Here is a 23500-nt window from a genome sequence, read left to right as displayed (position 1 = left end):
GCTGCTGCTGCTGGCGCTCGCCGGCAACGGCTGGCTGCGCGGTGTGCAGGAGCTGCACCGGCCGGTGCGGTTCGTGCTCGCGGGATGGCCGGGCCGCGCGCCGGGTGCCTAGTCGCCCTTGACGTTGACGACCTGCCGGAGGGTGTGCCGGACCTCCACCAGGTCCGCCGCGTCGGCCATGACGACGTCGATGCTCTTGTAGGCATCGGGGTGCTCGTCGAGGAACGCGTCGGAGTGGCCCCAGGCGATGCCCTGCATCCGCTGCTCCAGGTCCGCCCGGGTGAACAGCCGCCGCGCCGCGTTCCGCGAGTGGTTCCGGCCCGCGCCGTGCGGGCTGGACTGCAGCGCGTCGGCGTTGCCGAGGCCGGCCACCACGTAGGACGCCGTCCCCATCGAGCCGGGGATGAGGCCGGGCTGGCCCTTCCGCGCGGAGATCGCGCCCTTCCGGGACAGCCACACGTCGCGGCCGCCGTGCCGCTCCCGCTCGGTGTAGTTGTGGTGGCACTGCACCTCTTCGAGCCGCTGCACGTCCTGGTGCAGGAACCGACCGACCTGGTCGACGACCCGGTCCATCATCTCCTCGCGGTTGAGCCAGGCGAACCGCTGCGCCCAGCGCAGCGCCTCGATGTAGGCGTCGAACTCCGGCGTCCCCTCGGTCAGGTACGCGAGGTCCCGGTCGGGGAGCTCGATGCCCTGCGCCCGGCACACCTCCTGGGCCCGCCGGATGTGCACCTGCGCGAGCTTGTTGCCCACGCCCCGCGAGCCGGAGTGCAGGAACAGCCAGACCCGGTCCCGCTCGTCGAGGGAGACCTCGATGAAGTGGTTGCCCGAGCCGAGCGAGCCCAGCTGCAGCGGCCAGTTCCGCACCGCGCCGTCGGCCTGGGCGGCGCCGGGCAGCTCCCGGAGCTCCGCGACCCGCGGCTCGGCGGTCGGCAGCACCTCCTTGTTGGCGCGGCCGGCCGACAGCGGCACCGCCCGGGCGATCTGGCCGTGCAGCACCGCGAGGTCCCCGCGCAGGTCGGCGGCGTCGAACTGGGTGCGGACGGCCATCATCCCGCAGCCGATGTCGACCCCGACCGCCGCCGGGATGATCGCGCCGTCGGTCGGGATGACCGAGCCGACGGTGGCGCCGAGGCCCAGGTGCGCGTCGGGCATGAGCGCCATGTGCGGGTGGATGAACGGCATCGCCGCGGTGCGCTCGGCCTGCTCCCGGGTGTTGTCCTCGAGGATCGAGGCCCAGTTCCAGAGCCGTGCGTTGATTTTGTCCATGGCCCTCTGTCGTCGCCCTCTCTCGTCTCTGTGGGGTGCGGGTGGCGCTGCGCAGCCCGTGCAGTGAACGCGGTGGGCGCCGGGTCCGCACCCGCATTACCCGCTCTCGGCGCCGAGAGCGGCACCGCTTTGGGCGCCGAAAGAGGTAGCGCTTTCGGCGCTGAAAGCGGGGAGAGGGAGACGGGGATGGAGGGGAGTTGGGGGGTCAGCCGCGGAAGCGCTGCTCCAGCTGCTGCACCTCGGGCAGGCCGATCAGGTCGGTGAACTCGTCGAACGCGGGCAGCCCGTCCAGCGCCGGCACCCCGTCGGCGCGCAGCGACGCCAGCACCGAGCGGATCCCCGCGGTCGCCGCCAGCAGCGTGCCGATCGGGTAGATGACAAGCGAGAAGCCCAGCTCGGCGACCCGGGCGAGCGGCAGCGGCGGGGTCTTGCCGCCCTCGGCCCAGTTGAACACCATCGGCGCCAGGCCGCGCAGCTCGGTGGCGATGGTGACGAGGTCCTGCTCGGACGTCGGCGCCTCGACGAACAGCACGTCGGCGCCGGCCTCGACGTAGGCCCGCGCGCGGTCGATCGCGTCGCCCACCCCGGAGACCGCGACGGCGTCGGTGCGGGCGATGAGCACCAGGTCCGGGTCGCGGCGGGCGGCGACCGCGGCCTGCACCTTGCCCACCATCTCGGCGGTCTCGATGACGGCCTTGCCGCTCATGTGGCCGCACTTCTTCGGCGCGACCTGGTCCTCCAGCTGCAGCCCGGCCACCCCGGCCTGCTCGTACAGCTGCACGGTGCGCACCACGTTGATCGCGTTGCCGTACCCGGTGTCGGCGTCGGCGATGACCGGGACGTCGACCGCGGAGACGATCCGGCGGGCGTTGTCGACCATCTCGCTGCCGGTGAGCAGCCCGACGTCCGGGCGGCCGATCAGCGAGGCGGTGGTGCCGAAGCCGGTCATGTAGACGACGTCGAACCCGGCCTGCTCGACCAGCCGCGCGGACAGCGCGTCGTAGGCGCCCGGGGCGACCAGCGGTTGCGGTGCGGCGAGCAGCCGGCGCAGCTCGGCCCCCGGTGACGGACGGCGGTTCCCCAGCAGATCGGCCACGACGAGCCCTCCCCTTGTATGCAGTCACGCGGAATTTACGCGCGGAGGCTTGTCCCCGGGAAGCCTCTGGCCATAGTTTGCATGCAATCACCGAGGGGGTGTGAGCTGTGACACGGACGCTGACGTCCGCCGAGCGGGCGCTGGAGGTGCTCCGCGAGGACATCCTCCGCGGTGCGCTCACCGCCGGTGCCCGGCTCGGCGAGGTCGAGCTCGCCGAGCGGCTGGGGGTCAGCCGCACGCCGGTGCGGGAGGCGCTCAGCCGGCTGGCCGCCGAGGGGCTCGTCGAGCTCGTGCCCAACCGCGGCGCGCGGGTCGCCAGTTGGAGCGTCGACGAGCTCGAGGGGGTCTTCGCGCTGCGGTCGATGCTGGAGCCGCGGCTCACCGCGCTCGCCGTCCCGAACGCCTCGACCGCCGACCTGGACGAGCTGGAGGAGCTCGCCGTCCGCATGGCGGAGACCGGGGAGGCCGACCTCGACGGGCTGGTCCCGCTCAACCGCGCCTTCCACGACCGGCTGGTCGCGCTGGCCGCCGCGCCGGCGCTGGCCACCGCGCTCGCGGCCGCGGTGCACTCCCCGCTGGTCGCCCGCAACTTCCACGCCTACGACAGCGTCTCGCTGCGCCGCAGCACGGCCCACCACGTGGAGATCGTGGCCGCCGCGCGCGCCGGTGACCCGGAGTGGGCGGCCGCGGTGATGACCGCGCACATCCACAACGCCCGCGCCGTCATGGTGCGCGCGGCCCGCGACCGCGAGGACTGACCGGCACCACCCGACCGCACCGCCCGAGGAGAGGAGACCCGATGAGCTACCGGCTCGGAGTCGACGTCGGAGGAACGTTCACCGACGTCCTGCTGGTCGAGGAGGGCAGCGGCCGCACGTGGCGGGCCAAGACCGCCTCGACACCCGCCGACCAGTCGGTCGGCGTGCTCAACGGGATCGCCCGCGCCTGCGCCGAGGCCGGCATCGACCTGTCCGAGGTCGGCTCGGTGCTGCACGGGACGACGGTGGCCACCAACGCCATCCTCGAGGGCAAGGGCGCCACCGTCGGGCTGGTCACCACCCGGGGCTTCCGGCAGGTGCTGCAGATCGCCCGCTCGTACGTCCCCGGCGGGCTGGCCGGCTGGATCATCTGGCCCAAGCCCGAGCCGCTGGCCGCGCTGGAGAACACCGTCGAGGTCGACGAGCGGGTCGCCAGCGACGGCTCGGTGGTGCGCGAGCTCGACGAGGACGACGTCCGCGCCCAGCTGGCGACGCTGCAGGGCCGGGGCGTGCAGGCGCTCGCCGTCTCGCTGATCAACTCCTTCGCCGCACCCGCGCACGAGCGGCGGATCGCCGAGCTCGCCGCCGAGCTGCTGCCCGGTGTCCCGGTGTCGCTGTCCTCCGACGTGCTGCCCGAGCTGCGCGAGTACGAGCGGACGCTGACCACCGTGGCCAACGGCTACGTGCAGCCGCAGGTGAAGCGGTACGTCACCACGCTCGCCGACCAGCTGCGCGACGGCGGGGTGCAGGGCGAGCTGGCGATCCTGCGCAGCGACGGCGGGCTGTCCTCGGCGGGCGCGGCCATCGACGCCCCGGTCACCCTGCTGCTGTCCGGCCCGGCCGGCGGCGTCACCGGCGCGGTCTGGGTGGCCGAGCAGTGCGGCATCCGCGACCTGATCACCTTCGACATGGGCGGCACCTCCACCGACGTCGGGCTGGTGCAGGGCCTCGACCCGCGGATCGGCCGGGAGACCAAGGTCGGCGACCTCGCCGTCCGGGCCTCCAGCGTCGACGTGCGCACGGTGGGCGCCGGCGGCGGGTCGATCGCGCACGTGCCCGAGCTGACCAGGGCGCTGCGCGTCGGGCCGCAGTCGGCCGGCGCCGACCCCGGTCCGGCCGCCTACGGCAAGGGCGGGGTCGAGCCGACCGTCACCGACGCCAACGTCGTGCTCGGCTACCTGCCCACCACGCTGGCCGGCGGCGAGATCAGCCTGGACGTCGAGGCCTCCCGCGCCGCGGTCGGCAAGGTCGCCGAGGCGATGGGGCTGGAGTCGGTGGAGGCGGCCGCCGCCGGGATCATCGACATCGTCAACGAGAACATGCTCGGCGGCGTCCGGCTGGTGTCGGTGCAGCAGGGCTTCGACCCGCGCGACTTCGCGCTGGTCGCCTTCGGCGGCGCCGGGCCGCTGCACGCGAACGCGCTCGGGAAGCTGACCGGCGCGTGGCCGGTGGTCGTCCCGCCGGGGCCGGGCACGCTGTGCGCGCTGGGCGACGCCACCACCAGCCGGCGCGACGAGTCGGCGCGCACCGTGCTGCGCCGGTTCGGCGAGCTGACCGGCGCGGACCTCGCCGAGGTGCTCCGCGAGCTCGCCGCCGACGCCGGCCGGCGGCTGGCCGCGCAGGGGCTGCCCGAGGACCAGCAGACGGTCGGCTACCAGGTCGACGTCCGCTACCACGGCCAGGGCTTCGAGATCCCCGTCCAGGTCGACCCGGCCTGGCTGGACGACCTCGGCACGGCGCTGGACCGGGTGGGGGAGACCTTCGACGCCGAGCACGACCGGCTGTTCTCCTTCCTGCTCACCGTCGACCACGAGCTGGTCAACGCCCGCGCCACGGTCACCGGGCCCCGGCCCGACGTCGCCCCGGTGACGCTGCCCGAGGGCGACGGTGACCCGGCCGGCGCGCTGGTGCAGGACCACTCGATCCACGTCGGCGGTGAGTTCGTGCCGGCCGGCGTCTACGACCGCGGGCGGCTGCGCGCCGGCGATGTCGTCCGGGGTCCGGCGATCGTCACCGAGATGGACTCCACCACCCTCGTCCTGCCCGGGCACGCGGCCACCGTGCACGCCTCGGGCGCCCTGCTGATCAACCCCTTGACCACCGAGAGCACGGAGGGCTGACCCATGGCTCGGATCATCCAGACCGCGACCGGCGAGGTCGAGAAGTCCGACGTCGACCCGGTGACCCTCGACCTGATCGAGAACGGGCTGCGCAACGCCCGCTACGAGATGGACGAGGTGCTGTTCCGCACCGCGCTGAGCCCGGGCATCCGCGAGCAGCACGACGAGTTCCCGCTCATCGCCGACCCCGACGGGAAGATGGTCGTCGGCCAGTTCGGCCTGTCCATCCCCGACTTCCTCGACGGCTTCGACGGCACGATCGAGGAGGGCGACGTGCTGCTGACCAGCGACCCGTACGCCTGCGGCGCCGCGATCAGCCACGCCAACGACTGGCTCGTCGTCGTCCCGGTGTTCCACGGCGGCCGGCTGGTGGGCTGGTCGGCGATGTTCGGGCACATGTCCGACGTGGGCGGCAAGACGCCGTCGTCCATGCCGACCGACGCGCAGACCATCTACGAGGAGGGCGTGGTCATCCCGCCCTTCAAGCTCTACGCGCAGGGCCGGCTCAACGAGGACGCGCTGCGGATCATCCTCAACCAGGTCCGCAAGCCCGACTGGAACCGCGCGGACCTCAACGGCCTGGTCGCCGCCTGCCGCACCGCCGCCCGGCGGGTCGCGGAGATGTGCGACCGGTTCGGGACGGCGACCTACCTGTCCGGGCTGGACGCGCTGCTGCAGCGCAACTACGACGCCATGAAGGTGCTGCTCTCGATGGTGTTCGAGGAGGGCCGGACGCTGTCGTTCACCGACTACATCTGCGACGACGGCGTCGGCTACGGGCCCTACGAGCTGAAGCTGTCGCTGACCCGCACCGGCGACAAGGTGCACCTGGACTTCACCGGCAGCTCGCCGCAGGCGCACGGGCCGATCAACTACTACATCAACGAGAACCTGACCCGGATGTTCTTCGGGATCTACATGATCACCGTCGCCGACCCGCAGATCCTGTGGAACGACGGCTTCTACCCGCTGGTCGACGTCACCATCCCCGACGGCTCGTACTGGAAGCCGGCGCACCCGGCGTCGCTCAACGGCCGCAACCACGGCATCGGCCGGGTGTTCGACCTGTTCGGCGGCCTGCTCGGGCAGACCAACCCGGCGCTGCTGAACGCGGCCGGGTTCTCCTCCTCGCCGCACTTCATGTACTCCGGGCACTACTCGCAGGGCGAGCGGAAGGGGGAGTGGTTCCAGCTGTACTCGATCGGGTTCGGCGGCATCCCCGGCCGGCCGCTCGGCGACGGCCCCGACGGGCACTCGCTGTGGCCGAGCTTCACCAACATCCCGTGCGAGTACCTCGAGTCCTACTACCCGCTGCGGATCGAGAAGTGGGAGACGATCGCCGACACCGGCGGCGCCGGGCTGCACCGCGGCGGCAACGGGGTCGACGTCGCCTACCGGTTCGACGAGCCGGGCACGATCGCCATCCACGACGACCGCTGGCTCACCTACCCGTGGGGCGTCAACGGCGGCGCCCCGGGCGCCCGTGGCACCAAGTGGATCGACCACCCCGACGGCACCCGGCAGGTGCTGCCCAGCAAGTGCCACGACGTGCCGGTCGCCCCCGGCGACGTGCTGCACTTCGTCACCTGGGGCGGCGGCGGGTGGGGTGACCCGCTCGAGCGCGACCCGGCGCTGGTGGCGCTCGAGGTGCGCCGCGGGCTGGTCACCGCCGAGGGCGCCCGCCGGTACGGGGTCGTGCTCGGCGCCGACGGCAGCGTGGACGACGCGGCGACCGGGGAGCTGCGCGACCGCATGCGCGCCGACCGCCCCGCCGAGCTGCCGGTGTTCGACATGGGCCCCTCGGTCGAGGAGCTGCTGGCCCGCTGCGAGGCGGAGACCGGGCTGCCTGCACCGAAGCGCCCGGTCTGGACCTGATGGGCGGGCCGCACGGCGGGGGCTTCTCCGGCCGGGTCGGCTGGGGGAGCGCCCCGGCGGTCGTCGTCGTCGACCTGGTGCGCGCCTACGCCGAGCCGGACGGGCCGTTCGCGCTGCCCGACCCCGGCCCCGCGGTCGCGGCGACCCAGCAGCTGGTCGACGCGGCGCGGGCGCACGGCCGGCCGGTGGTGTGGACCGTCGTCCGGTACGCCCCCGGGCTCGCCGACGCCGGCCTGTTCGCCCGCAAGGTGCCCGCGCTCGCGTGCTTCGCCGCGGACGCGCCCGGGGGCTGGGGCGAGCTGGTGCTGCGGCCGGCGGCGGGGGAGACGGTGCTCGTCAAGCAGTACGCCTCCGCCTTCGCAGGCACGTCGCTGGCGGCCACGCTGCACGTGGCCGGCGCGGACACCGTCGTCGTCACCGGCGTCTCGACGTCCGGGTGCGTGCGGGCCACCGCGATGGACGCGCTCAACGCCGGCTTCCGCCCGCAGGTGGTGCGGCAGGCCTGCGCCGACCGCACGCCGGCGGTGCACGAGGCCAACCTCGCCGACCTCGACGCCAAGTACGCCGACGTGGTCGACCTGCCCGAGGCGCTCGGGCACCTCTGACCAGGCCGGCCCGGGGCGCGTCCGCCCCCGGGCTGGCCTGCTCCTCCCCGGGGCTGACCCGCGTCCGCCCCCGGGTGCAGCCGGGCGCTGGGCAAGATCACGTCCCCGGGTGACGCGCGCGGACGCCGCGGCGCGGTCGACTGTCCCGGTGATCACGAGATCCCGCACCCCGCTCGCAGCCTCCTCCCAGCCGCCCCGCGTTCCCTGGGGTCCGGGGGTCGGTCGGCGCAGCGGAGGCACGGCGGTGGGAGCGGGAGTGCGCCGGTTGGTCCGGCGGTCCGTGCGCCTCGCGCTGGTGCTGGCCGTGCTGGCCGGCGCCGTGCTCGGCGTCGCGTGGGCCGCCACCCCGGGCGTCGCGGACGCGCAGCAGCGGGTCGCCGCACGGCTCACCGCGCACGGCGCCACGGCGCTGGACGGCGCCGTCCCGGCGAAGGTCGCCGACGCGCTGATCGCCACCGAGGACAGCCGGTTCCGCACCAACGGCGGCGTCGACTGGCGCGGGGTGCTCCGGCAGCCGTGGGGGCTGGTGACGGGGCAGGACCTCGGCGGCGCGACGCTGGAGCAGCAGCTGGCCAAGAACGTCTACGAGGACGGCGAGAACGGGCCGGTGGAGAAGGTCCGCGCGGTCGCGCTGGCGCTCAAGCTGGACCGGGCGTGGAGCAAGGACCAGCTGCTGCGGATGTACCTGGACGACGGCTACTACGGCCACGGCTTCCACGGTCTCGCCGACGCCGCGCAGGGCTACTTCGGCGTGCCCGCCGACCAGCTGACCTGGGCGCAGTCGACGGTGCTCGCCGGCCTGTTCCAGGCCCCGAGCGCCTACGACCCGCTGGCGCACCCGGAGCGGGCGCGGGCTCGCCAGGCGCACGTGCTCGACCGGCTGGTCGCGGTCGGCACGCTCACCCGGGCGCAGGCGGACGCGGTGGCGCAGGACGACTGGGGCCTGGTCGGCCGCTGACCGGTCACGGGGCGCGCAGCGCGGCGGCGACGAACGACGCGGTGCGCCCGGGGACCGCGTCGTCGACCGCGGCGCCGGTCGCCGAGGCCACCTGCATGCCGATGCCGCGCAGCAGCCCGACCAGCATCACCGCCACGGCGTCGGCGTCCGCGTCGGCCCGCACCGACCCGTCGGCCAGGCCGGCGCGGACGAGGGCGGCGAGGTCCGCGCGGAAGGCGGTGTCGCGCTCGCCGAACAGCGCCTCCAGCCCCGGCTCGCCGGCGATCGACTCGGCCCACAGCAGCAGGAAGGCGCCGGTGCCCGGCCGCCGCTCCAGCACGTTGTCCAGGTAGGCCCGGACGACGGTGGTCAGCCGGTCGAGCCCGGTGCCGGTGGCCTCCGGGACGGGGAACCGCTGCGCGTCCCGGACGACGGCCTCCAGCAGCTGCTCCCGGCTGCCGAAGTGCGAGTGCACGATCCCCCGGCTGTACCCGGCCTCCCGGCCGACCTCGCCGAGGGTGACCGCGCGGGACCCGCGGGCCGCGATCAGCCGGGTCGCGGCGTCGACCACCCGCCGTTCGGTCTCCGCCCGGCGCTGCTGCTGGGTCCGTCGCCCCTGGTCCTCCGGCACCGGGTCACTGTGCCACCGCTCAGCGGTCGCATCCGCTCGGACATTGCTTGTGTGCATGCAAGCAAGTATGTTGCAGGAGGGCGCCACTCCGGTGCCCACTCGCCCGGAAGGGGCACCTGCGATGACCAGTGCCGACCGGTCCCGTCCCGCGCGGTGGAGCACCTCCGGGTGCGCCGAGCCGGACCGGGGCACCCCGCCGTTCCGCTGGCCGCTGCGCCGGCCCTCGCCCCGCCGCCCGCGCGACCTCGGCTGACCGCGAGCTCGGCTCGGCGAGGTCGCCCGGCCGGGCGAGGGCCCGTTCGCCCGCTGACCTGGCATCCTCCCGTCGTGCGGGCTCGCCTTCCGTTGCTGGTCGCGGTGGCGGCCGGGCTGCTCACCGCGTGCGGCTCCGGGCAGCCGGGACCGGCAGCTGCTGGTCCCGGGATCGATCCCGGGGCGGACGCCACTGCCGCGCCGGCCGGGGACCGGTGCAGCGCCTTCAGCCTGTCCATCGCGGACGGGGTGGCCGGGCGGCCGTCACCGGTCGCGGCGGCGGGGTGGTTCGCCGACCACGGCGGGGTCGGTGGTGTCCCCGGGGCCGGCTGGACCGACGGCGGGGCCGACGAGTCGGGTGCCGTCGTCCGCTCCGGGGGCTGGACGTTGCACGTCGTCCGGTTGAGCGACGGCACGTGGGTGGTCGACTCCGGCCGGCACTGCTGAGCCGGCCTCAGCCGAGGCGGTACCAGGCGCGGGCGTTGTCCCGCAGCACCGCGGGCAGCGCCTGCTCGCCGAGCGCGTCGATGAGCAGCTCGACGTCCGCCGGCGCGAACGGGCGGCGGGCCCGGGTGCCGGGCAGGTCGGTGCCGAACAGCAGCGCCGTGGGGTCGACCGCGTGCACTGCGCGCAGGGTCGCCGCCACGTCGAGGTCGACCCGGCCGAACCCGGTGGCCTTCACCCGGGCGCCGCCGTCGACCAGCCGCAGCAGCTCGGTCGTGCCGCGGCCGGACATGCCGAGGTGGTCCACGCCCACCCGGGGGAGCTGCCGGAGCACCGGCGCGAGCGCGGCCAGGTCGCCGGAGTCGACGTAGAGCTCGCAGCCCCAGCCGGCCAGGTCGTGCACCCGGTGGGCCAGCGCGACGAGCGCGGCGGCGTCCGGTGCGGTGCCGCGGGCCAGGTTGAACCGGACGGCGCGCACCCCGGCGGCAGCCAGCCGCAGCACCTCCGCGTCCGGCACGTCGGCGGGCAGCTGCGCGACGCCGGCCCACCCGGGGCCCAGCTCGGCGAGCGCGGTGGTCAGCCAGCGCTGGTCGGTGCCCTGGAACGAGCCGGCGACGAGCGCCCCGCCGAGGAGGTCCAGACCCGCGCCGGCGACCGCTGAGCGGTAGGCGGGCACGTCGAACGGGCCGGGCACGAAGCCCTGGTTCGGCACCAGCGGGAACCGCGGGTCGATCACGTGCACGTGCGCGTCGAACACCTGCACCGGCCGCTCCCGTTTCCGCCCGGCGGGTGCCGGGCACCGCCTGGCTGACTGTCGTACAGACGAGGAGACCCCACCATGCAGGTCGGCCTGAAGCTCGCCACCGAGGCGTTCGGCCCCAAGGAGATCATCCGGCAGACGGTCGCCGCGGAGGAGGCGGGCTTCGACTTCGTCGAGCTCAGCGACCACTTCCACCCCTGGCTGGAGGAGCAGGGCCATAGCGGGTTCACCTGGTCGATGCTCGGCTCGATGGCGGCGCAGACCTCGCGGATCGGGCTGGTCACCGGGGTGACCGCGCCGATCGTCCGGTACCACCCGGCGATCATCGCCCAGGCCGCCGCGACCGTGCAGATCATCTCGGACAACCGGTTCACCCTCGGCATCGGCGCGGGGGAGCGGCTCAACGAGCACGTCGTCGGCGGCGGCTGGCCGGCGGTGCGGATCCGGCACCACATGCTCACCGAGGCGCTGGAGATCATCAACCTGCTCTGGCAGGGCGGCTACCAGTCCTACGAGGGCACGTACCTGACCCTGGAGGACGCCCGCATCTGGGACCTGCCCGACCAGCTGCCGGCCATCGCGGTCGCCGCCGGCGGGCCGGGTGCCGCCCGGCTGGCGGCGCACCACGGCAGCGGGCTGTTCGCCACCGAGCCGGAGGCCTCCTACATCGAGGAGTTCACCAAGGCCGGCGGCAGCGGGCCGAAGTTCGCCGAGGTGCCGCTGAGCTGGGCGGAGACCGAGGACGCCGCCGTGCAGGAGGCGCTGGAGAAGAGCCGCTGGGCGCTGACCGGCTGGCCGGTGATGAGCGAGCTGCCCAACCCGGTGAACTTCGACGCGGCCAGCGGCACGGTCACCGCCGAGGACATCAAGGGCCAGTTCTCCGTGGGCCCCGACCTCGACGCCCACCTCGAGCAGGTGAAGCCCTACGTCGAGGCCGGCTACGACCACCTGGTGCTGCAGAACACCGGCCCGGACCCCGACGGGTTCATCGCCGTCTGCAAGAGCGAGTTCATCGAGCGGGTGAAGTCGCTCAGCGCCTGACGTCGTTCTGGGGGACCGGGAGCACGCTCCCGGTCCCTCAGGAGCTGAACTGCTGGGAGCCGATCACCGACAGCAGCTGCATCTTCTGGGCGCTCTCGGTGCCCGGCACCGGGGTGAGCACCATCAGCATCTGCGCCCGGTTCTCGGTGAACAGCACCTGGCAGTCGACGTCGATCGTGCCCAGCTCCGGGTGCACCAGCGTCTTGGCGTCGGCGAACCGCCCGCCGACCAGGTGCTGCTCCCACAGCGCCGCGAACTCGGTGCTGCGGGCCAGCAGCCCGCGCACGACCTCCTGCGCCCGCCGGTCGCCGGGGTCCGCGGTGAGCGCCGCCCGCAGGCCCGCGGTGTACATCCGGCTCTGGTGCGCGTGGTCGCCCGGGGGGTACGGACGGCGCTCGTCCGGGTCGGTGAACCAGCGGAAGTAGGCGCTGCGGGCGGGGCCGGCGTACCGCGTCTGGTCGCCCAGCAGCGCCGTCGCCAGCTCGTTCTGCACCAGCGTCTCGGCCAGGTCGGTCATGATCAGCGCCGGGGTGTCGGCCAGCCGGTCGAACACCCGCAGCAGCGGCGGGCTGACGTGCTCGGAGCGCTGCATCCGCAGCGGGGCGGAGTGCCCGGCCAGCCGGAACAGGTGGTCGCGCTCGTCGAGGGTCAACCGCAGCGAGCGGGCCAGCGCGGTGAGCAGCTGCTCCGACGGCTGCGGCCCGCGCCGCTGCTCCAGCCGGCTGTAGTAGTCCGCCGACATCCCGGTGAGCGCGGCGACCTCCTCCCGGCGCAGTCCCGCGGTGCGCCGGCGCGCGCCGGGCGGCAGGCCCACGTCGGCCGGCTGCAGCGCCGCCCGCCGCTGCCGCAGGAAGTCCGCCAGTCCGCTCCGGTCCACGCGCCGATCATCGGTCAGCGGCGGCGCCGCAGCCAGGGACCGGCAGTCCGTGGACGGGCGCTCCTCTCCCGCGCCGGCGCCGCGGGCCGCAGGGTCGTCCCCGTCAACCACGACGGAGGAGCACACCCATGAGGACGACGGGCAACACGATCCTGGTCAGCGGCGGCACGTCCGGCATCGGCCGGGCGCTGGCCGAGCGCTGGCACGCCGACGGCAACACGGTGGTCGTGGCCGGCCGCCGCAAGGACCTGCTGGACGAGGTCGCCGCCGAGCACCCGGGCATCGGGACGCTCGAGCTCGACGTCACCGACCCGGACTCGGTCCTGGCGGCCGCGGAGGTCGCCGCCGAGCGCTTCCCGGCGCTGGACGTGCTGGTGACGATGGCCGGCATCATGCGGACCGAGGACCTCCGCGACCCCGCGCACCTCGCCGACGCCGAGGCGACCGTCACGACCAACCTGCTGGGCACGATCCGCACGGTCGCGGCCTTCCTGCCGCAGCTGCTCGCCCGGCCGCAGGCCACCGTGATGACGGTGTCGTCCGGGCTGGCGTTCGTGCCGCTGCCGGTGACGCCGACGTACAACGCGACCAAGGCGGGCGTGCACGCCTACACCGAGAGCCTGCGTGTGCAGCTGGCCGGCACCGCCGTGCAGGTGGTCGAGCTGGTGCCGCCGGCGGTGCAGACCGGGCTGCTCGGCACCCCTGACCCGAGCTGGATGCCGCTCGGGGAGTTCGTCGACGAGGTGGCCGGCATCCTGGCCCGCGAGCCCGGCGTCCGCGAGGTGCTGGTCGACCGGGTGCGCCCGCTGCGGTTCGCGGAGGTCGACGGCACCTACGACCAGGTGCTCGCCGCGATGGCCGGGTAGTCCACCCCGGGCGCTGGTGCCCTGCTCACCACGGTGAGCAGGGCACCAGCGCCGGTCGGGTCACCCCGCGGCGAGGACGACCTTGCCGATGGTGGACGACGACTCGAGCAGCCGGTGCGCCTCCTGCAGGGTGGCCGCGTCGATCGGCGACAGCCGGGTGCCCAGCGTCGTCCGCAGCGTGCCGGCGTCGACGAGCCGGGCGACCTCGTCGAGCAGCTCGCGGTGCGCGCTGCTCTCCGGGTCGTGCAGCACCCGGGTGAACATGAACTCCCAGTGCCAGCCCTGGCTCTTCCACTTCAGCGGCAGCGTGTCGACGCCCTCGGGCTCGTCGATGGCGACGACCGAGCCGCCGATCGCCATGACCTCCGTGTAGGTCTCCACCATCCCCGCGGAGAACGGGCTGAACACGAAGTCGACGCCGCGCGGGGCGATCTCCGCGACCTCGGCGAGCAGCTGGTTGCGGTCCACGACGTGGTGGGCGCCGAGCCCGCTGGTCCACTCCCGGGACTCCGGGCGGCCGACCGCGGCGATCACGGTCAGGCCGGTGAGCTGCCGGGCGAGCTGGACGAGGATCGAGCCGACCCCGCCCGCGGCGCCCATGACCAGCAGCGTGCCGGTGCTGTCGGCCGACAGCCGCCAGCGCAGGAACAGGGTCTCCCAGGCGGTGATCGTGGTCAGCGGGAGAGCGGCGGCCTCGGCGAAGTCGAGCGAGGCGGGCTTGTGGCCGGCGACCCGCTCGTCGACCAGCTGCAGCTCCTGGTTCGACCCGGGGCGGGCGATCGAGCCGGCGTAGTAGACCTCGTCGCCGACCGCGAAGGCGGTGACCTCGTCGCCGACCGCGAGCACGACGCCCGCGGCGTCGTAGCCGAGCACCTGGGGGCCGTCCCCGCCGGGGAGCGCACCGCCCCGCAGCTTCACGTCGACGGGGTTGACCGAGACGGCGCGCACGCCGACCAGCAGGTCGCGCGGGCCGGGGGTGGGGACGTCGAGCTCGACGTCGGTGAGGACGTCGACCGGGCCGCTCGCGGTGGCGACGACGGCGCGGTTGCGGGTGGGGAGTGACATGGACGCCACGGTAGGAGCGTGGTGCCGGTCACTCCCCGGTCAGACGACCTTGCCCGGGTTGAGGATGCCGTGCGGGTCGAGCGCCGCCTTCACCGCGCGGTGCATCTCCAGGACGGCGGGGTCGAGCTCGCGGCGCAGCCCCTCGCGCTTGAGCAGGCCGACGCCGTGCTCCCCGGTGACCGTGCCGCCCAGCGCCAGCGCCTCGGCGATGATCGCGTCGAACGCCTGCTGCGCGCGCTCCCGCGCCGGCTCGTCGCCGGCCGGGGTGATCAGCAGCGGGTGCAGGTTGCCGTCGCCGGCGTGCGCGATGTTGGCGATGTGGGTGTCGTACCGCGCGCCGATGGCCTCGATCCGGGCGAGCATCTCCGGCACGGCGCCCTTGGGCACGCAGACGTCCTCGGTGAGCACCGGGCCCAGCCGCTCCAGCGCCGGGTAGGCCAGCCGGCGGGCGGCGAACAGCGCGTCCGCCTCGGCCGGGTCGGAGCTGACCGCGGCGAAGGTGGCGCCCGCGCCCTCGAACGCCGCGAGCATCGCCGCGGCCTCGGCGTCGCCGGCCGCGCCCGGGGTGTCGACCCGGCCCAGCAGCACCGCGTTCGCGTCGGCGGACAGGCCCATGTTCTTCCAGGCGTCCACGGCGACCAGGCAGGCGCGGTCGACCAGCTCCAGCGCGGACGGTGTGAGGCCCGCGGCGGCGACCGCGGTGACCGCCCGGCCGGCGTCCACCACCGAGTCGAAGTACCCGGCGACCGTGCGCTCCGGCTCGCGCAGCGGCCGCAGCCGGACGGTCACCTCGGTGACGATGCCGAGCGTGCCCTCGCTGCCCACCATCAGCGCGGTGAGGTCGAACCCGGCCACGCCCTTCGCCGTCCGGCGGCCCAGGCGCACCAGCTCACCGGTGCCGGTGACCACCTGCAGCGCGAGCACGTAGTCGCGGGTCACGCCGTACTTGACGCAGCACAGCCCGCCGGCGTTGGTCGCGACGTTGCCGCCGATCGTCGACCACGGGGAGCTGGCCGGGTCCGGCGGGTACCAGAGGCCGAACTGCGCGACGTGCGCCCGCAGGTCGTCGTTCACGACGCCGGGCTGGACGACGGCGTAGCGCTCGAGCTCGTCGACCGCCAGGACGGCGGTCATCTGCTCGAGGCTCACCACCACGCAGCCGGCCGCGGCGTTCGCACCGCCGGACAGCCCGGTGCCCGCACCCCGCGCGACGACCGGTACGCGGTGCTCGATGCAGGCCCGGACGACGGCCTGCACCTCCTCGGCGGACCGGGCCCGGACCAGCGCCGCCGGCAGCTCCCACGGCGCCCACTCGGCGTCGTCGTGCGCGTACGCGGCCAGCACGTCCGGGTCGGTGACCAGCCGGTCGGCAGGCAGCGCCGCCGCCAGCGCGCCCGCGATCGTGCTGCTGCCCAGACCCGTGTCGGCCGCCATCGCCCGTCCTCCCGTCGCCGAGTGCTGCTCCGACGCTAGCCCGGGGTGCTCTTCACGGCCGGGACGCCCGGAGGTGGCCGTCGGGGAGCTCGGTGAGCCGGCCGGCGGCCAGCGCCCGGGCGAGCGCCACGTCGAGGACGGCGACCAGCGCGGGGCTGGGCCGGCGGTTGCCGAACACGGCGCCGGTGCGGCGGAACAGCTCGTGCTGGGCGAGCGGGCCGTCGGCGCGGCACAGCCCGACCATCGCGTTGCCGATCTCCACCGCCGGCACCTGGTCCAGCGGGCGCTCGGCGGCGGTGGACTGCCGGCGGAACCAGGTCCACGAGTCGGCCGTCGAGCCGGCCGGCCAGGCGACCCCGTCGGCCAGCGCGCCCTTCGGCAGCAGCGCGAGCAGCGCGTCGCGGCGGGCCGGGCCCACCCGGGTCAGGCCGAAGGCGCCGGCGGTCAGCCTGGCCAGCCGGTCGCCGCTGACCGGGCCCTCGGCCTTGACGCCGGCGGTCAGCACCCGGCGCACGGCCTTGGCGACGGCGGGGTCGGCGAGCTGGTCGAGCAGCTTCTTCTCACCCGTCGGCTTCGGCGCCCAGGCGACGAACGGCAGCTCCTCGTCCAGCGGCGCGGGCGCCGCCGCCCGCGTCCGGGCCGCCGGGCGGGACCGCGCGGGGCGCGGCCGCTCCACCGGTGCGTCGGCCGCGGCGGTGCCGGCGGTGGGGACGTCGACGACCGGCGCGGGAGCGACCGGCGCGGGTGCCGGGACTGCGGGCCGCAGCTCGGCGCGCGGCGCGGGGGCCAGCGCCGGAGCGGCTGCGGCGGGCGCTGCCGGGGGAGTGGTCGGCGGGGCCTCGGGCGCCCGGCGCGGTGCCGGGGCCAGCCGGGCCCGGGGCGCCCGGGCGGGCGTGCGGACCGGTGCCGGCAGCGGGGTCGCCTCGACCGCGGCGACCAGCCGCTCGACCACGGCCGGGCGGTCGGCCAGCCACGACAGCAGCGACACCCGCTCGACCGCCGGCCAGCGCGCGGCCAGCGCGGTCAAAGGCAGCTCGTCCCGGTCGCCGGCGGTGCTGCGGGCCGCCCAGGCGGGCCCGTCGAGCAGCACGGCGAGCACCGGGGAGTCGGGGGCGGTCAGCCGGGCGACGGCGAGGTCGACGCGGAAGCCGCCGAGCCCGACGTCGGTGCGCACCACCAGCCCGCGCCCGCGCAGCGCCGCGGCGAGGTCCTCGACGTGCTGGTCGGGCGTGCCCGGCTCGCGCGCGGGCAGGGTGCCGGTGCCCCGCTCGGCCAGCAGCAGGTACCCGCGCAGCCGGCGGACGCCCGCGGCGGCGGTCTCGGTGGCCGGCAGCTGGGCGGGCGCGAACGACGCCACGACCACCAGCTGCCGGCGGGCCGCGGTGACCGCGGCGGTGAGCCACCGCTCGCCGCCGGCCTGCGACAGCGGGCCGAGGTCCAGCGGCACCCGGCCGCCGGCGTCCGGGGTGACGCCCAGGGACAGCAGGACGACGTCCCGCGCCGCCCCGTCGACCGCGGCGAGCTCGCGCACCAGCAGCCCGTCGGGGGCGTCGAGCGCCGCGGCCACCCGCGGGTCGCCGCACTCGCGCAGCAGCTCCAGCACGAGGTCGCGCTGCGCCGCGGTGAGCGTGGTGATCGCCAGCGAGGGCAGCGCGGCGGGCGAGGCGTCGAAGCGGCGCAGCACCTCGGCCACCACCGTCGAGGCCTCGACCGGGTTGGTGCCGGGGCGGTCGGCCGGTCCGGGGACCGCGCCGACCCGCACCAGCGCGACCCCGCGCCCGTCGGCGACCGACGACCGGCCCGAGCGCGGCGCGGGCACCGTGCGCACCCGGAGGCCGTGGTCGTGGGCGTTGGGGAACGCGAACAGCGACTCGTCGCGGCTGCGGTGCTGCCAGCCGAGCTCCCGGCGGGGGAGCCCGGCGCGCAGGGCGGCGGCCAGCACCGCGTCGTCCGGGCCGGGCAGCGAGGGGTCGCCGGCGACCACCGCGGAGCGGCCGCGGCGCACGGCGGCGACGCCGTCGGCGAGCGTCAGCTGCTGGGCGGCGCACACCAGCACCTGGTCGACCAGCTCGCGGGCGGGGAGGTCGGCCAGTGCCGCCGGGTCGGCGAGCACGACCGGGGTGGCGGTGAGCACCGCGGCGGTGTGCCGCGACAGCAGCTCGCGATCGGCCGGCGGGCGGGCGGCGGCCAGCGCGCGGCGCAAGGCGGCGAGGGCCTCGTCGTCGCGGGCGGCGACCGCGGCTGCTGGGAGGGCGGTGGTCAGCTGCGCGCGGACCGCCCGGGCGGCGGCGACCAGCGCGGGCGCGGCCGCGGCGACCGCGGCCGGGTCGGCGTCGTCCAGCGCGAGGGCCGTCCACCGCTCGGCGAGGGAGGCCTGCGCCAGCCCGTGCTCGAAGGCGCGCAGCGCCACCCGCGCGGGCACCGCGCCGGTGAGCAGCAGCCGGCGGGCCTCGTGCAGCCCCGCGATCCGCAGCGGCTCGAGGGTGTCGAGCAGGCTCACCCAGCGGCGCAGCGACATCGGGTGGGTGTACTCGACGCCGCGCTCGGGGCGGGTCATCGTCCACTGCAGCACGAGCCCGGACTCGTCGCTCCAGGCGACCAGCTGCTTGGAGCTGCTGCGGCAGGCGGCCAGCAGCGCGGCGAGCGCGGTGCGCAGGTCGACGACCAGCGCGGCGTCGCCGGCGTCGGCGACCGGGCCGGCGGCCAGGAAGCGGCGCAGCGCCGGGGCGAAGCCGGTCGCGCCCTCGACTGCGGCGGCCGCCCGGCGCAGCCACGCGATCTGGCTGTCGACGGTGAAGCGGCCGGCGTCCAGGAACGGGTTCCAGCCGGCGGGCACGGCCAGCCCGGGCACCGCGTCGGCGCGGCCGGCGAGGGCGCGCACCTCGGTCTGCAGCCGCAGCAGGTCGCCGGTCAGCTGCGGGACGTCGGCCGGCCGGACCACCACGCCCTCGCGCAGCACCGGGAGCAGGGCGGCGAGCACCGCCTTGAGCCGGCCGCCGCGACCGAAGCGGCTCGACGCCGCGGCGGCCCGCGCCTGCGCGTCGAGCTCGGCCAGCGGCAGCGCCAGGGCGGCCGGGGTGGCCAGGTCCAGCCCGGGGTGCGCGGCACCGGTGAGCGCGCCGACGGCGGCGGTCAGCTCCGCCGTGGCCGCCGCCCAGCGGTCGCCGCGGCTGACGTCGAGCAGCTCCAGCGTCACGGCGGGGCCGGTCAGCAGGTGCGCGAGGACGTCGAGGTCCTCCGGCGTGCGGGCGGCGCGGACGACGTGCGCGACCCGCCCCTCGCCGGGCAGTGCCCGGACGGCCCGGTCGACCCGGACGGCGGCCTGGTGCACGGCCGGCAGGTCCAGCTCCACCGCGTCGACGAAGGCCCAGGCGTGCCCGGTGGCCGGCCGGGCCAGGTCGGCGACGTCGGGCAGCAGGGCCAGCGACCGGCGCAGCTCAGCGGTGACCTCGTCGGTCGTGCCCGCGACGAAGGCTGCGGGCACCGGCAGCGCCGGGGTGTCGCCGGCGCCGGCGAGCACGGCGGACGCCGACCAGGTCGAGTGGCCGGCCGCGTTGCGGGCGTGCAGCTGCTCGGCCGAGCGGTCCAGCACCGCGCGCGCCGCGGCGAGGTCGGCGCGGGCCGCGGCGAGCGCGCCGGGGTCGGTGGCCGGTGCCGCGGCGAGGGCGGTGCGCAGCTGGTCGGCGACCGGTCGCGCGCCGTCCAGCCGGAGCGTGAGCGGGCCGAGCCCGGCGGCGGCGAGCCGGCGGGCGATCGGGTCCAGCGCGGCCGGCGGGGCCACCACCAGCGTGGTGCGGCCGGTGGCGACCGCCCGGGCCGCTGCGTTCACGACCGTCTGGGTGGCACCGGTGCCGGGGGCGGCGGTGAGCACGAAGGAGGTGCCGGTGTCGGCGGTGGCGACGGCCGCGAGCTGGCTGCCGTCGGCCGGCAGCGGCAGCTGGGCGGCGAGCTCGTCGAGGTCGGCGGCCGGCGCGGGCAGGAGCGCGGGCTCCGCGGCCGGGCCGATCAGCCGGGCGGCGAGCGGCGAGTCGCCGGCCGCGGCGCGCAGCTCGGCGGGCACCGCCGGGACGTCGAGCGAGCCCAGCGGGCGCAACCCGGCCGTGCGGGCCCGGGCGACGTCGGTGACGCCGAGCAGCCGGCCGCGGTCGGCGCCCAGCCAGCGGTCGGCCGCGGCGGCGTGCAGGTCCGCACCGGCCGGGCCGCCCGCGGTGAGCAGCGCCGTCTCCACCAGCCGGACGTCGCCGGCGGCCACCAGGCCGGCGAGCACCGCGGCGTCCGTGGTCGCGACCGCGTCGGCGGCGCGGGTGGTGCGCCAGCAGCCCAGGAACGCGTGCGCCTCGTCGGCACCGGCGCCCTCGGCGAGCACGACGAGCGGGCGCAGCCCGGCCCGCTCGAGCAGCGCGGCCAGGGCGAGCGTGAGGTCCAGCGGGGTGCCGGCGCGCTCGTCGAGGAGCTGCTCGGGCGTGCGCACCGACGAGCCGATGCCCGCCCAGGTGGCCGGGCCGGGCAGCCGGCGCAGCGACCGGCGGCGCAGCGCGTCCGCGGCCGTCGCGACCAGCCGGTCGACCTGCTCGGGGGTGCCCGAGCCGGCGGGCAGGCCGGCCAGCAGCGGGGTCAGCGCGGCGTCGTCCGGGTGCACGTGGACGGCCAGCACCTCCAGCGCCAGCGGCAGCGGGGTGGCCAGCCACTGGCTGGGGGCCAGCACGTGCACCGGCACCCGGCGGTGGGCGACCACCCGGCCGGCGCGGTGCAGCTCGGCGCGCACCCAGCCCGGCCGGCGCTCGGGCACCTGGCGGAGGGTGGCCGGGTCCAGCAGCAGCCCCGGGTCGGGGAGCACGGTGGCGCCGCCGGGCACCAGGTCGACCGGCACCTCGACCGCGGCGCCGATCGCGCCCTCGGCGTCCTGGACGGCCAGCCGGACGACGGCCGGTCCGGCGAGGTCGGCCGGGCTGGTGACCGTCAGCCGGGAGACCACCGGGACGCCGGCGGCCGCGAGCCCGGCGCTGAGCACGGGCACCGCGTCGAGGTCGAGCGAGGGCCCCGTCGGCGCCGCGGCCACCGGGGTGCCGGTGCTCAGCTGGAGGTCAGCGGTGTCGCCCATGCTGCTGTGTCTACCGGCTCGGACGGACCGTTCCCGTCAACCGGTGATCATGCTGGTGCGGATGTGACGGCAGGGGGCTGCTGGGGTGCGCGGAGGCCGGATGGACGCCGTCCCCGGCGGTGGTCAGAGGGCGGCGAGCTGGCGGCAGTCGGGGCAGAGCTCGTCGGCCGGCTGCGCCTCCGGCGGCCACGGCACCTCCTCGTCGCGGGGGACGTAGGCGCCGCACAGCGCGCGGCGGCCCCGGGTGCCGCTCAGCCCCAGGGTGGCGTGCGCCGGCCCGATCGCGCGTGCGGTCTGCCCGGCGGGGTCGTGCAGGGATCCCACCATCAGCACGGCCCGGGCCGTGCGGTACGAGTAGCCCATGGCGCCAAGATGTGCCGGGACGCCGCCGGCGGGCGCCTGACACGCGGGTCGTCACCGAACCGCAAGCCACACCGGCCCCACCCGTCCCAGGACGCGGTGGAGCCGGTGTGCCCGCCGGGTCAGCGGCGGCGGTCGATCCCGTCCGTGTCGGCCTCGATCTGCTCCTTGCGCACCGAGTCGCTCACCGTCTCGGTCCCGGTGACGGTCTGGGTGTCCAGGCGCACGCGCTCGACCGGCACGGCCTCCTTGGCCACCACGGGGCGCTCGGCGTGCAGCACGACCTCGTGCTCCTCCTCGGAGATGGCCGGGCCGTCGAGGGCGTCGCCGACGTTGGCGTCGGTGATCGGCTCGCGCTCGATCCGCACCTCCTCGTGGGAGACCGGCACGGTGGTGGTCACGTCCTCGGTGACGACGTACTTGCGCAGCCGGGCCTTGCCGGCCTCCACCTGCTGGGTGCCGACCCGCAGCTGCTCCTCGGAGCGGGTCATCGCGTCGTCGGTGGTCGGGCCGGAGGTGTCGTGGCCGACGGTGCCGTGCCGGTTCGCGTCGCGGCCGGTCGTGGTGCCGGCGGTGGTGTCGGTGGCCCTGCCGGTCGTGGTGTCGGTGTACCCGGCGGTCGTGTCGGTGCGGCCGGCGCTGCCGCCGGTGCCGACGCCGTAGAAGCGGTAGAGCTGGGTCTCCTCCTCGGGGCTGAGGTGGCCCTGCTCGGCGTCGACGCGCGGGGCGTCCTTGACCTTCGCCTTCTGGTACGGCAGGCGCAGGGTGCCCTCGCCGACGGTGGCGTCGGCCAGCGGGACGAAGGTCTCCTGGGTGCCGAACAGGCCGGTGCTCACGGTCACCCACTCGGGCTTGCCGGTCTGGTCGTCGAGGTAGACCTGGCCGACCTTGCCCAGCTCGTCGCCGTCGGCGTCCACGGCGTTGCTGCCGATGATCGTGCTGATGTCCCGCTCGGTGATCATGCGCGTTCCCCTTTGCGTGGTCCGGTCGGTGTGCACGGCGGCCGCACGGCGCGGTCGTCCACCGGACGCCTCTGTAGCCCGCCGTTTACGGCGTAAACAACGCCCCGGGAAATGGAGGTCGGCGCAGGGTCCTCACAGGTCCAGCACGTCGCCGTTCTCGCCGTTCCGGGCCTCGTGCCGCACCCGGTCCAGCCGGTCGAGCAGGTTCTCCAGCGCCTCCTCGAACTCCGCCGCGGACTTGTCCTGCGCCAGCAGCGGCTCGGTGCGCTCGAGCGCGGGGAACTGGTCGAGGTCGGTCCGCGCCTGCGCGTCGGGGTCGCCCTCGGGCTGGTCGAGCAGGCTCACCTGGGCGCCGATCTGGGTGACCTCCAGCAGCAGGTGGCCGAGCAGGAAGCTCGAGTACGCGCGGTAGGCGGCGACCGCGGCCTGGTCGGAGAAGCCGTCGCCGGTGAGGGTGCCGAGGAAGGACTCGACGATCCGCAGGCTGCGCAGCGGCGGGCGCACCCACGGCGCGGCCGGCGGCCGGCTGGCCACCAGCGGGAAGACCGCCGGGTGGGCCAGCGCGATCCGGCGGACGCCGTGCGCCAGGCGCATCAGGTAGTCCTGCCACCCGCTGTGGTCACCGATGTAGATGTCGTCGCCGTCGTCGGCCTCGAACAGGGTGTCGACGACGGTCTCGACCACGCCGTCGAGCAGGTCCTCCCGCCCGGGCACGTAGCGGTACAGCGCCATCGCCTCGACGCCGAGGGCGGACCCCAGCCGGCGCATCGTCAGCGCGGCCAGGCCGTGCTCGTCGATGAAGTCGATCGCGGCCTGGAGGATCCGCTCCCGGCCCAGCCCGGACGGCCGCGCCGTCCCGAGCGCCGTGCCGCCGCCCTCGGTGACCGCGACCAGGTCGGGGTCGTGCGGGTCGTCGCTCGTCCTGTCCACCTGCGGTGACCTCCTCTGGTCCCCCTCAGCCTGCGCGCCCGCCGGCAGCGGAACCGCGTCCTCGGACAGGCCCTACCCCGCCCGGGGTGGGTGCGACGCGTCGATCTGCGGGTGGGC

Annotated in this window: 20 protein-coding genes; 9 read left to right on the top strand and 11 right to left on the bottom strand. The window is 76.0% G+C overall.

Annotated features, from left to right (window positions below):
- Nucleotides 1-108 precede the first annotated feature (108 nt).
- Nucleotides 109-1269, bottom strand: a complete 1161-nt coding sequence (locus tag AB0J00_RS02730; protein WP_357739788.1) for an RtcB family protein — start codon at nucleotides 1267-1269, stop codon at nucleotides 109-111.
- Nucleotides 1270-1474: 205 nt separating this feature from the next.
- A complete protein-coding gene (locus AB0J00_RS02725) occupies nucleotides 1475-2365 on the bottom strand; it encodes an oxaloacetate decarboxylase (protein WP_357739786.1) in 891 nt (296 codons plus the stop codon).
- 107 nt (nucleotides 2366-2472) lie between these two features.
- Here AB0J00_RS02725 and AB0J00_RS02720 point away from each other — a divergent pair, with 107 nt between their 5' ends.
- The 5 genes from AB0J00_RS02720 to AB0J00_RS02700 all read left to right on the top strand — a co-directional run bounded on the left by AB0J00_RS02720 (nucleotide 2473) and on the right by AB0J00_RS02700 (nucleotide 8681).
- Entirely contained in the window at nucleotides 2473-3123 is a 651-nt protein-coding gene (locus AB0J00_RS02720) for a GntR family transcriptional regulator (protein WP_357739783.1), read from the top strand.
- Nucleotides 3124-3164: 41 nt separating this feature from the next.
- Nucleotides 3165-5243, top strand: coding sequence for a hydantoinase/oxoprolinase family protein (locus AB0J00_RS02715; protein ID WP_357739780.1), 2079 nt, complete (start codon nucleotides 3165-3167; stop codon nucleotides 5241-5243).
- Nucleotides 5244-5246: 3 nt separating this feature from the next.
- Complete coding sequence (locus tag AB0J00_RS02710; protein WP_357739777.1) at nucleotides 5247-7118, top strand: hydantoinase B/oxoprolinase family protein; 1872 nt, start codon at nucleotides 5247-5249, stop codon at nucleotides 7116-7118.
- A complete protein-coding gene (locus AB0J00_RS02705; protein WP_357739774.1) occupies nucleotides 7118-7723 on the top strand; it encodes an isochorismatase family protein in 606 nt (201 codons plus the stop codon). The genes AB0J00_RS02710 and AB0J00_RS02705 overlap by 1 nt, the downstream gene beginning before the upstream one ends.
- A 280-nt stretch (nucleotides 7724-8003) precedes the next feature.
- Complete coding sequence (locus AB0J00_RS02700; RefSeq protein ID WP_357739771.1) at nucleotides 8004-8681, top strand: biosynthetic peptidoglycan transglycosylase; 678 nt, start codon at nucleotides 8004-8006, stop codon at nucleotides 8679-8681.
- A gap of 4 nt (nucleotides 8682-8685) precedes the next feature.
- Here AB0J00_RS02700 and AB0J00_RS02695 read toward each other — a convergent pair whose 3' ends face one another.
- Complete coding sequence (locus tag AB0J00_RS02695) at nucleotides 8686-9291, bottom strand: TetR family transcriptional regulator (RefSeq protein ID WP_357739768.1); 606 nt, start codon at nucleotides 9289-9291, stop codon at nucleotides 8686-8688.
- Between the two features lie 121 nt (nucleotides 9292-9412).
- On the opposite strand from AB0J00_RS02695, the gene AB0J00_RS02690 reads away from it, so the two are divergent.
- Together AB0J00_RS02690 and AB0J00_RS02685 are read left to right on the top strand one after the other, a co-directional pair.
- Entirely contained in the window at nucleotides 9413-9544 is a 132-nt protein-coding gene (locus AB0J00_RS02690) for a hypothetical protein (RefSeq protein ID WP_357739765.1), read from the top strand.
- A 74-nt stretch (nucleotides 9545-9618) separates the two neighbouring features.
- On the top strand, nucleotides 9619-9990 hold the full coding sequence (locus AB0J00_RS02685; protein WP_357739762.1) for a hypothetical protein: 372 nt from the start codon (nucleotides 9619-9621) through the stop codon (nucleotides 9988-9990).
- A gap of 7 nt (nucleotides 9991-9997) precedes the next feature.
- Here the strand turns inward: AB0J00_RS02685 and AB0J00_RS02680 are convergent, their stop codons facing one another.
- The gene (locus AB0J00_RS02680) at nucleotides 9998-10750 is read right to left on the bottom strand and encodes an amidohydrolase family protein (protein ID WP_357739759.1); all 753 of its coding nucleotides are present in this window, start codon (nucleotides 10748-10750) and stop codon (nucleotides 9998-10000) included.
- Between the two features lie 75 nt (nucleotides 10751-10825).
- Here AB0J00_RS02680 and AB0J00_RS02675 point away from each other — a divergent pair, with 75 nt between their 5' ends.
- On the top strand, nucleotides 10826-11788 hold the full coding sequence (locus tag AB0J00_RS02675; protein ID WP_357739756.1) for a TIGR03557 family F420-dependent LLM class oxidoreductase: 963 nt from the start codon (nucleotides 10826-10828) through the stop codon (nucleotides 11786-11788).
- 37 nt (nucleotides 11789-11825) lie between these two features.
- Here AB0J00_RS02675 and AB0J00_RS02670 read toward each other — a convergent pair whose 3' ends face one another.
- On the bottom strand, nucleotides 11826-12665 hold the full coding sequence (locus tag AB0J00_RS02670; protein ID WP_357739753.1) for a helix-turn-helix transcriptional regulator: 840 nt from the start codon (nucleotides 12663-12665) through the stop codon (nucleotides 11826-11828).
- Nucleotides 12666-12793: 128 nt separating this feature from the next.
- Between AB0J00_RS02670 and AB0J00_RS02665 the strand changes: the two genes are divergently transcribed.
- Nucleotides 12794-13531: an SDR family NAD(P)-dependent oxidoreductase gene (locus tag AB0J00_RS02665; RefSeq protein WP_357739750.1), complete on the top strand. Its 738-nt coding sequence runs from the start codon at nucleotides 12794-12796 to the stop codon at nucleotides 13529-13531.
- A gap of 60 nt (nucleotides 13532-13591) precedes the next feature.
- Here the strand turns inward: AB0J00_RS02665 and AB0J00_RS02660 are convergent, their stop codons facing one another.
- The 6 genes from AB0J00_RS02660 to AB0J00_RS02635 all read right to left on the bottom strand — a co-directional run bounded on the left by AB0J00_RS02660 (nucleotide 13592) and on the right by AB0J00_RS02635 (nucleotide 23383).
- Nucleotides 13592-14596: a zinc-binding alcohol dehydrogenase family protein gene (locus tag AB0J00_RS02660; protein WP_357739747.1), complete on the bottom strand. Its 1005-nt coding sequence runs from the start codon at nucleotides 14594-14596 to the stop codon at nucleotides 13592-13594.
- 39 nt (nucleotides 14597-14635) lie between these two features.
- On the bottom strand, nucleotides 14636-16030 hold the full coding sequence (locus tag AB0J00_RS02655) for an FAD-linked oxidase C-terminal domain-containing protein (protein WP_357739745.1): 1395 nt from the start codon (nucleotides 16028-16030) through the stop codon (nucleotides 14636-14638).
- 52 nt (nucleotides 16031-16082) lie between these two features.
- Entirely contained in the window at nucleotides 16083-21131 is a 5049-nt protein-coding gene (locus AB0J00_RS02650; protein WP_357739742.1) for a DNA helicase, read from the bottom strand.
- A gap of 123 nt (nucleotides 21132-21254) precedes the next feature.
- Nucleotides 21255-21494: a hypothetical protein gene (locus tag AB0J00_RS02645; protein ID WP_357739739.1), complete on the bottom strand. Its 240-nt coding sequence runs from the start codon at nucleotides 21492-21494 to the stop codon at nucleotides 21255-21257.
- 119 nt (nucleotides 21495-21613) lie between these two features.
- Nucleotides 21614-22453, bottom strand: coding sequence for a PRC and DUF2382 domain-containing protein (locus tag AB0J00_RS02640; protein WP_357739736.1), 840 nt, complete (start codon nucleotides 22451-22453; stop codon nucleotides 21614-21616).
- 132 nt (nucleotides 22454-22585) lie between these two features.
- A complete protein-coding gene (locus AB0J00_RS02635; protein WP_357739734.1) occupies nucleotides 22586-23383 on the bottom strand; it encodes a TetR/AcrR family transcriptional regulator C-terminal domain-containing protein in 798 nt (265 codons plus the stop codon).
- Nucleotides 23384-23500: the final 117 nt, after the last annotated feature.

This window comes from Modestobacter sp. NPDC049651, assembly GCF_040659695.1.
Lineage (GTDB): Bacteria > Actinomycetota > Actinomycetes > Mycobacteriales > Geodermatophilaceae > Modestobacter.
Note: the sequence above shows the minus strand (reverse complement) of the source record. Positions and strands in the feature narration are given on the sequence as shown.

What these genes read in the sequence shown, in the direction of transcription:
- AB0J00_RS02730 (WP_357739788.1), bottom strand. Translation starts at nt 1,269, where the DNA reads ATGGACAAAATCAACGCACGGCTCTGGAACTGGGCCTCGATCCTCGAG.
- AB0J00_RS02715 (WP_357739780.1), top strand. Translation starts at nt 3,165, where the DNA reads ATGAGCTACCGGCTCGGAGTCGACGTCGGAGGAACGTTCACCGACGTC.
- AB0J00_RS02710 (WP_357739777.1), top strand. Translation starts at nt 5,247, where the DNA reads ATGGCTCGGATCATCCAGACCGCGACCGGCGAGGTCGAGAAGTCCGAC.
- AB0J00_RS02705 (WP_357739774.1), top strand. Translation starts at nt 7,118, where the DNA reads ATGGGCGGGCCGCACGGCGGGGGCTTCTCCGGCCGGGTCGGCTGGGGG.
- AB0J00_RS02690 (WP_357739765.1), top strand. Translation starts at nt 9,413, where the DNA reads ATGACCAGTGCCGACCGGTCCCGTCCCGCGCGGTGGAGCACCTCCGGG.
- AB0J00_RS02675 (WP_357739756.1), top strand. Translation starts at nt 10,826, where the DNA reads ATGCAGGTCGGCCTGAAGCTCGCCACCGAGGCGTTCGGCCCCAAGGAG.
- AB0J00_RS02665 (WP_357739750.1), top strand. Translation starts at nt 12,794, where the DNA reads ATGAGGACGACGGGCAACACGATCCTGGTCAGCGGCGGCACGTCCGGC.
- AB0J00_RS02660 (WP_357739747.1), bottom strand. Translation starts at nt 14,596, where the DNA reads ATGTCACTCCCCACCCGCAACCGCGCCGTCGTCGCCACCGCGAGCGGC.
- AB0J00_RS02655 (WP_357739745.1), bottom strand. Translation starts at nt 16,030, where the DNA reads ATGGCGGCCGACACGGGTCTGGGCAGCAGCACGATCGCGGGCGCGCTG.
- AB0J00_RS02650 (WP_357739742.1), bottom strand. Translation starts at nt 21,131, where the DNA reads ATGGGCGACACCGCTGACCTCCAGCTGAGCACCGGCACCCCGGTGGCC.
- AB0J00_RS02645 (WP_357739739.1), bottom strand. Translation starts at nt 21,494, where the DNA reads ATGGGCTACTCGTACCGCACGGCCCGGGCCGTGCTGATGGTGGGATCC.
- AB0J00_RS02640 (WP_357739736.1), bottom strand. Translation starts at nt 22,453, where the DNA reads ATGATCACCGAGCGGGACATCAGCACGATCATCGGCAGCAACGCCGTG.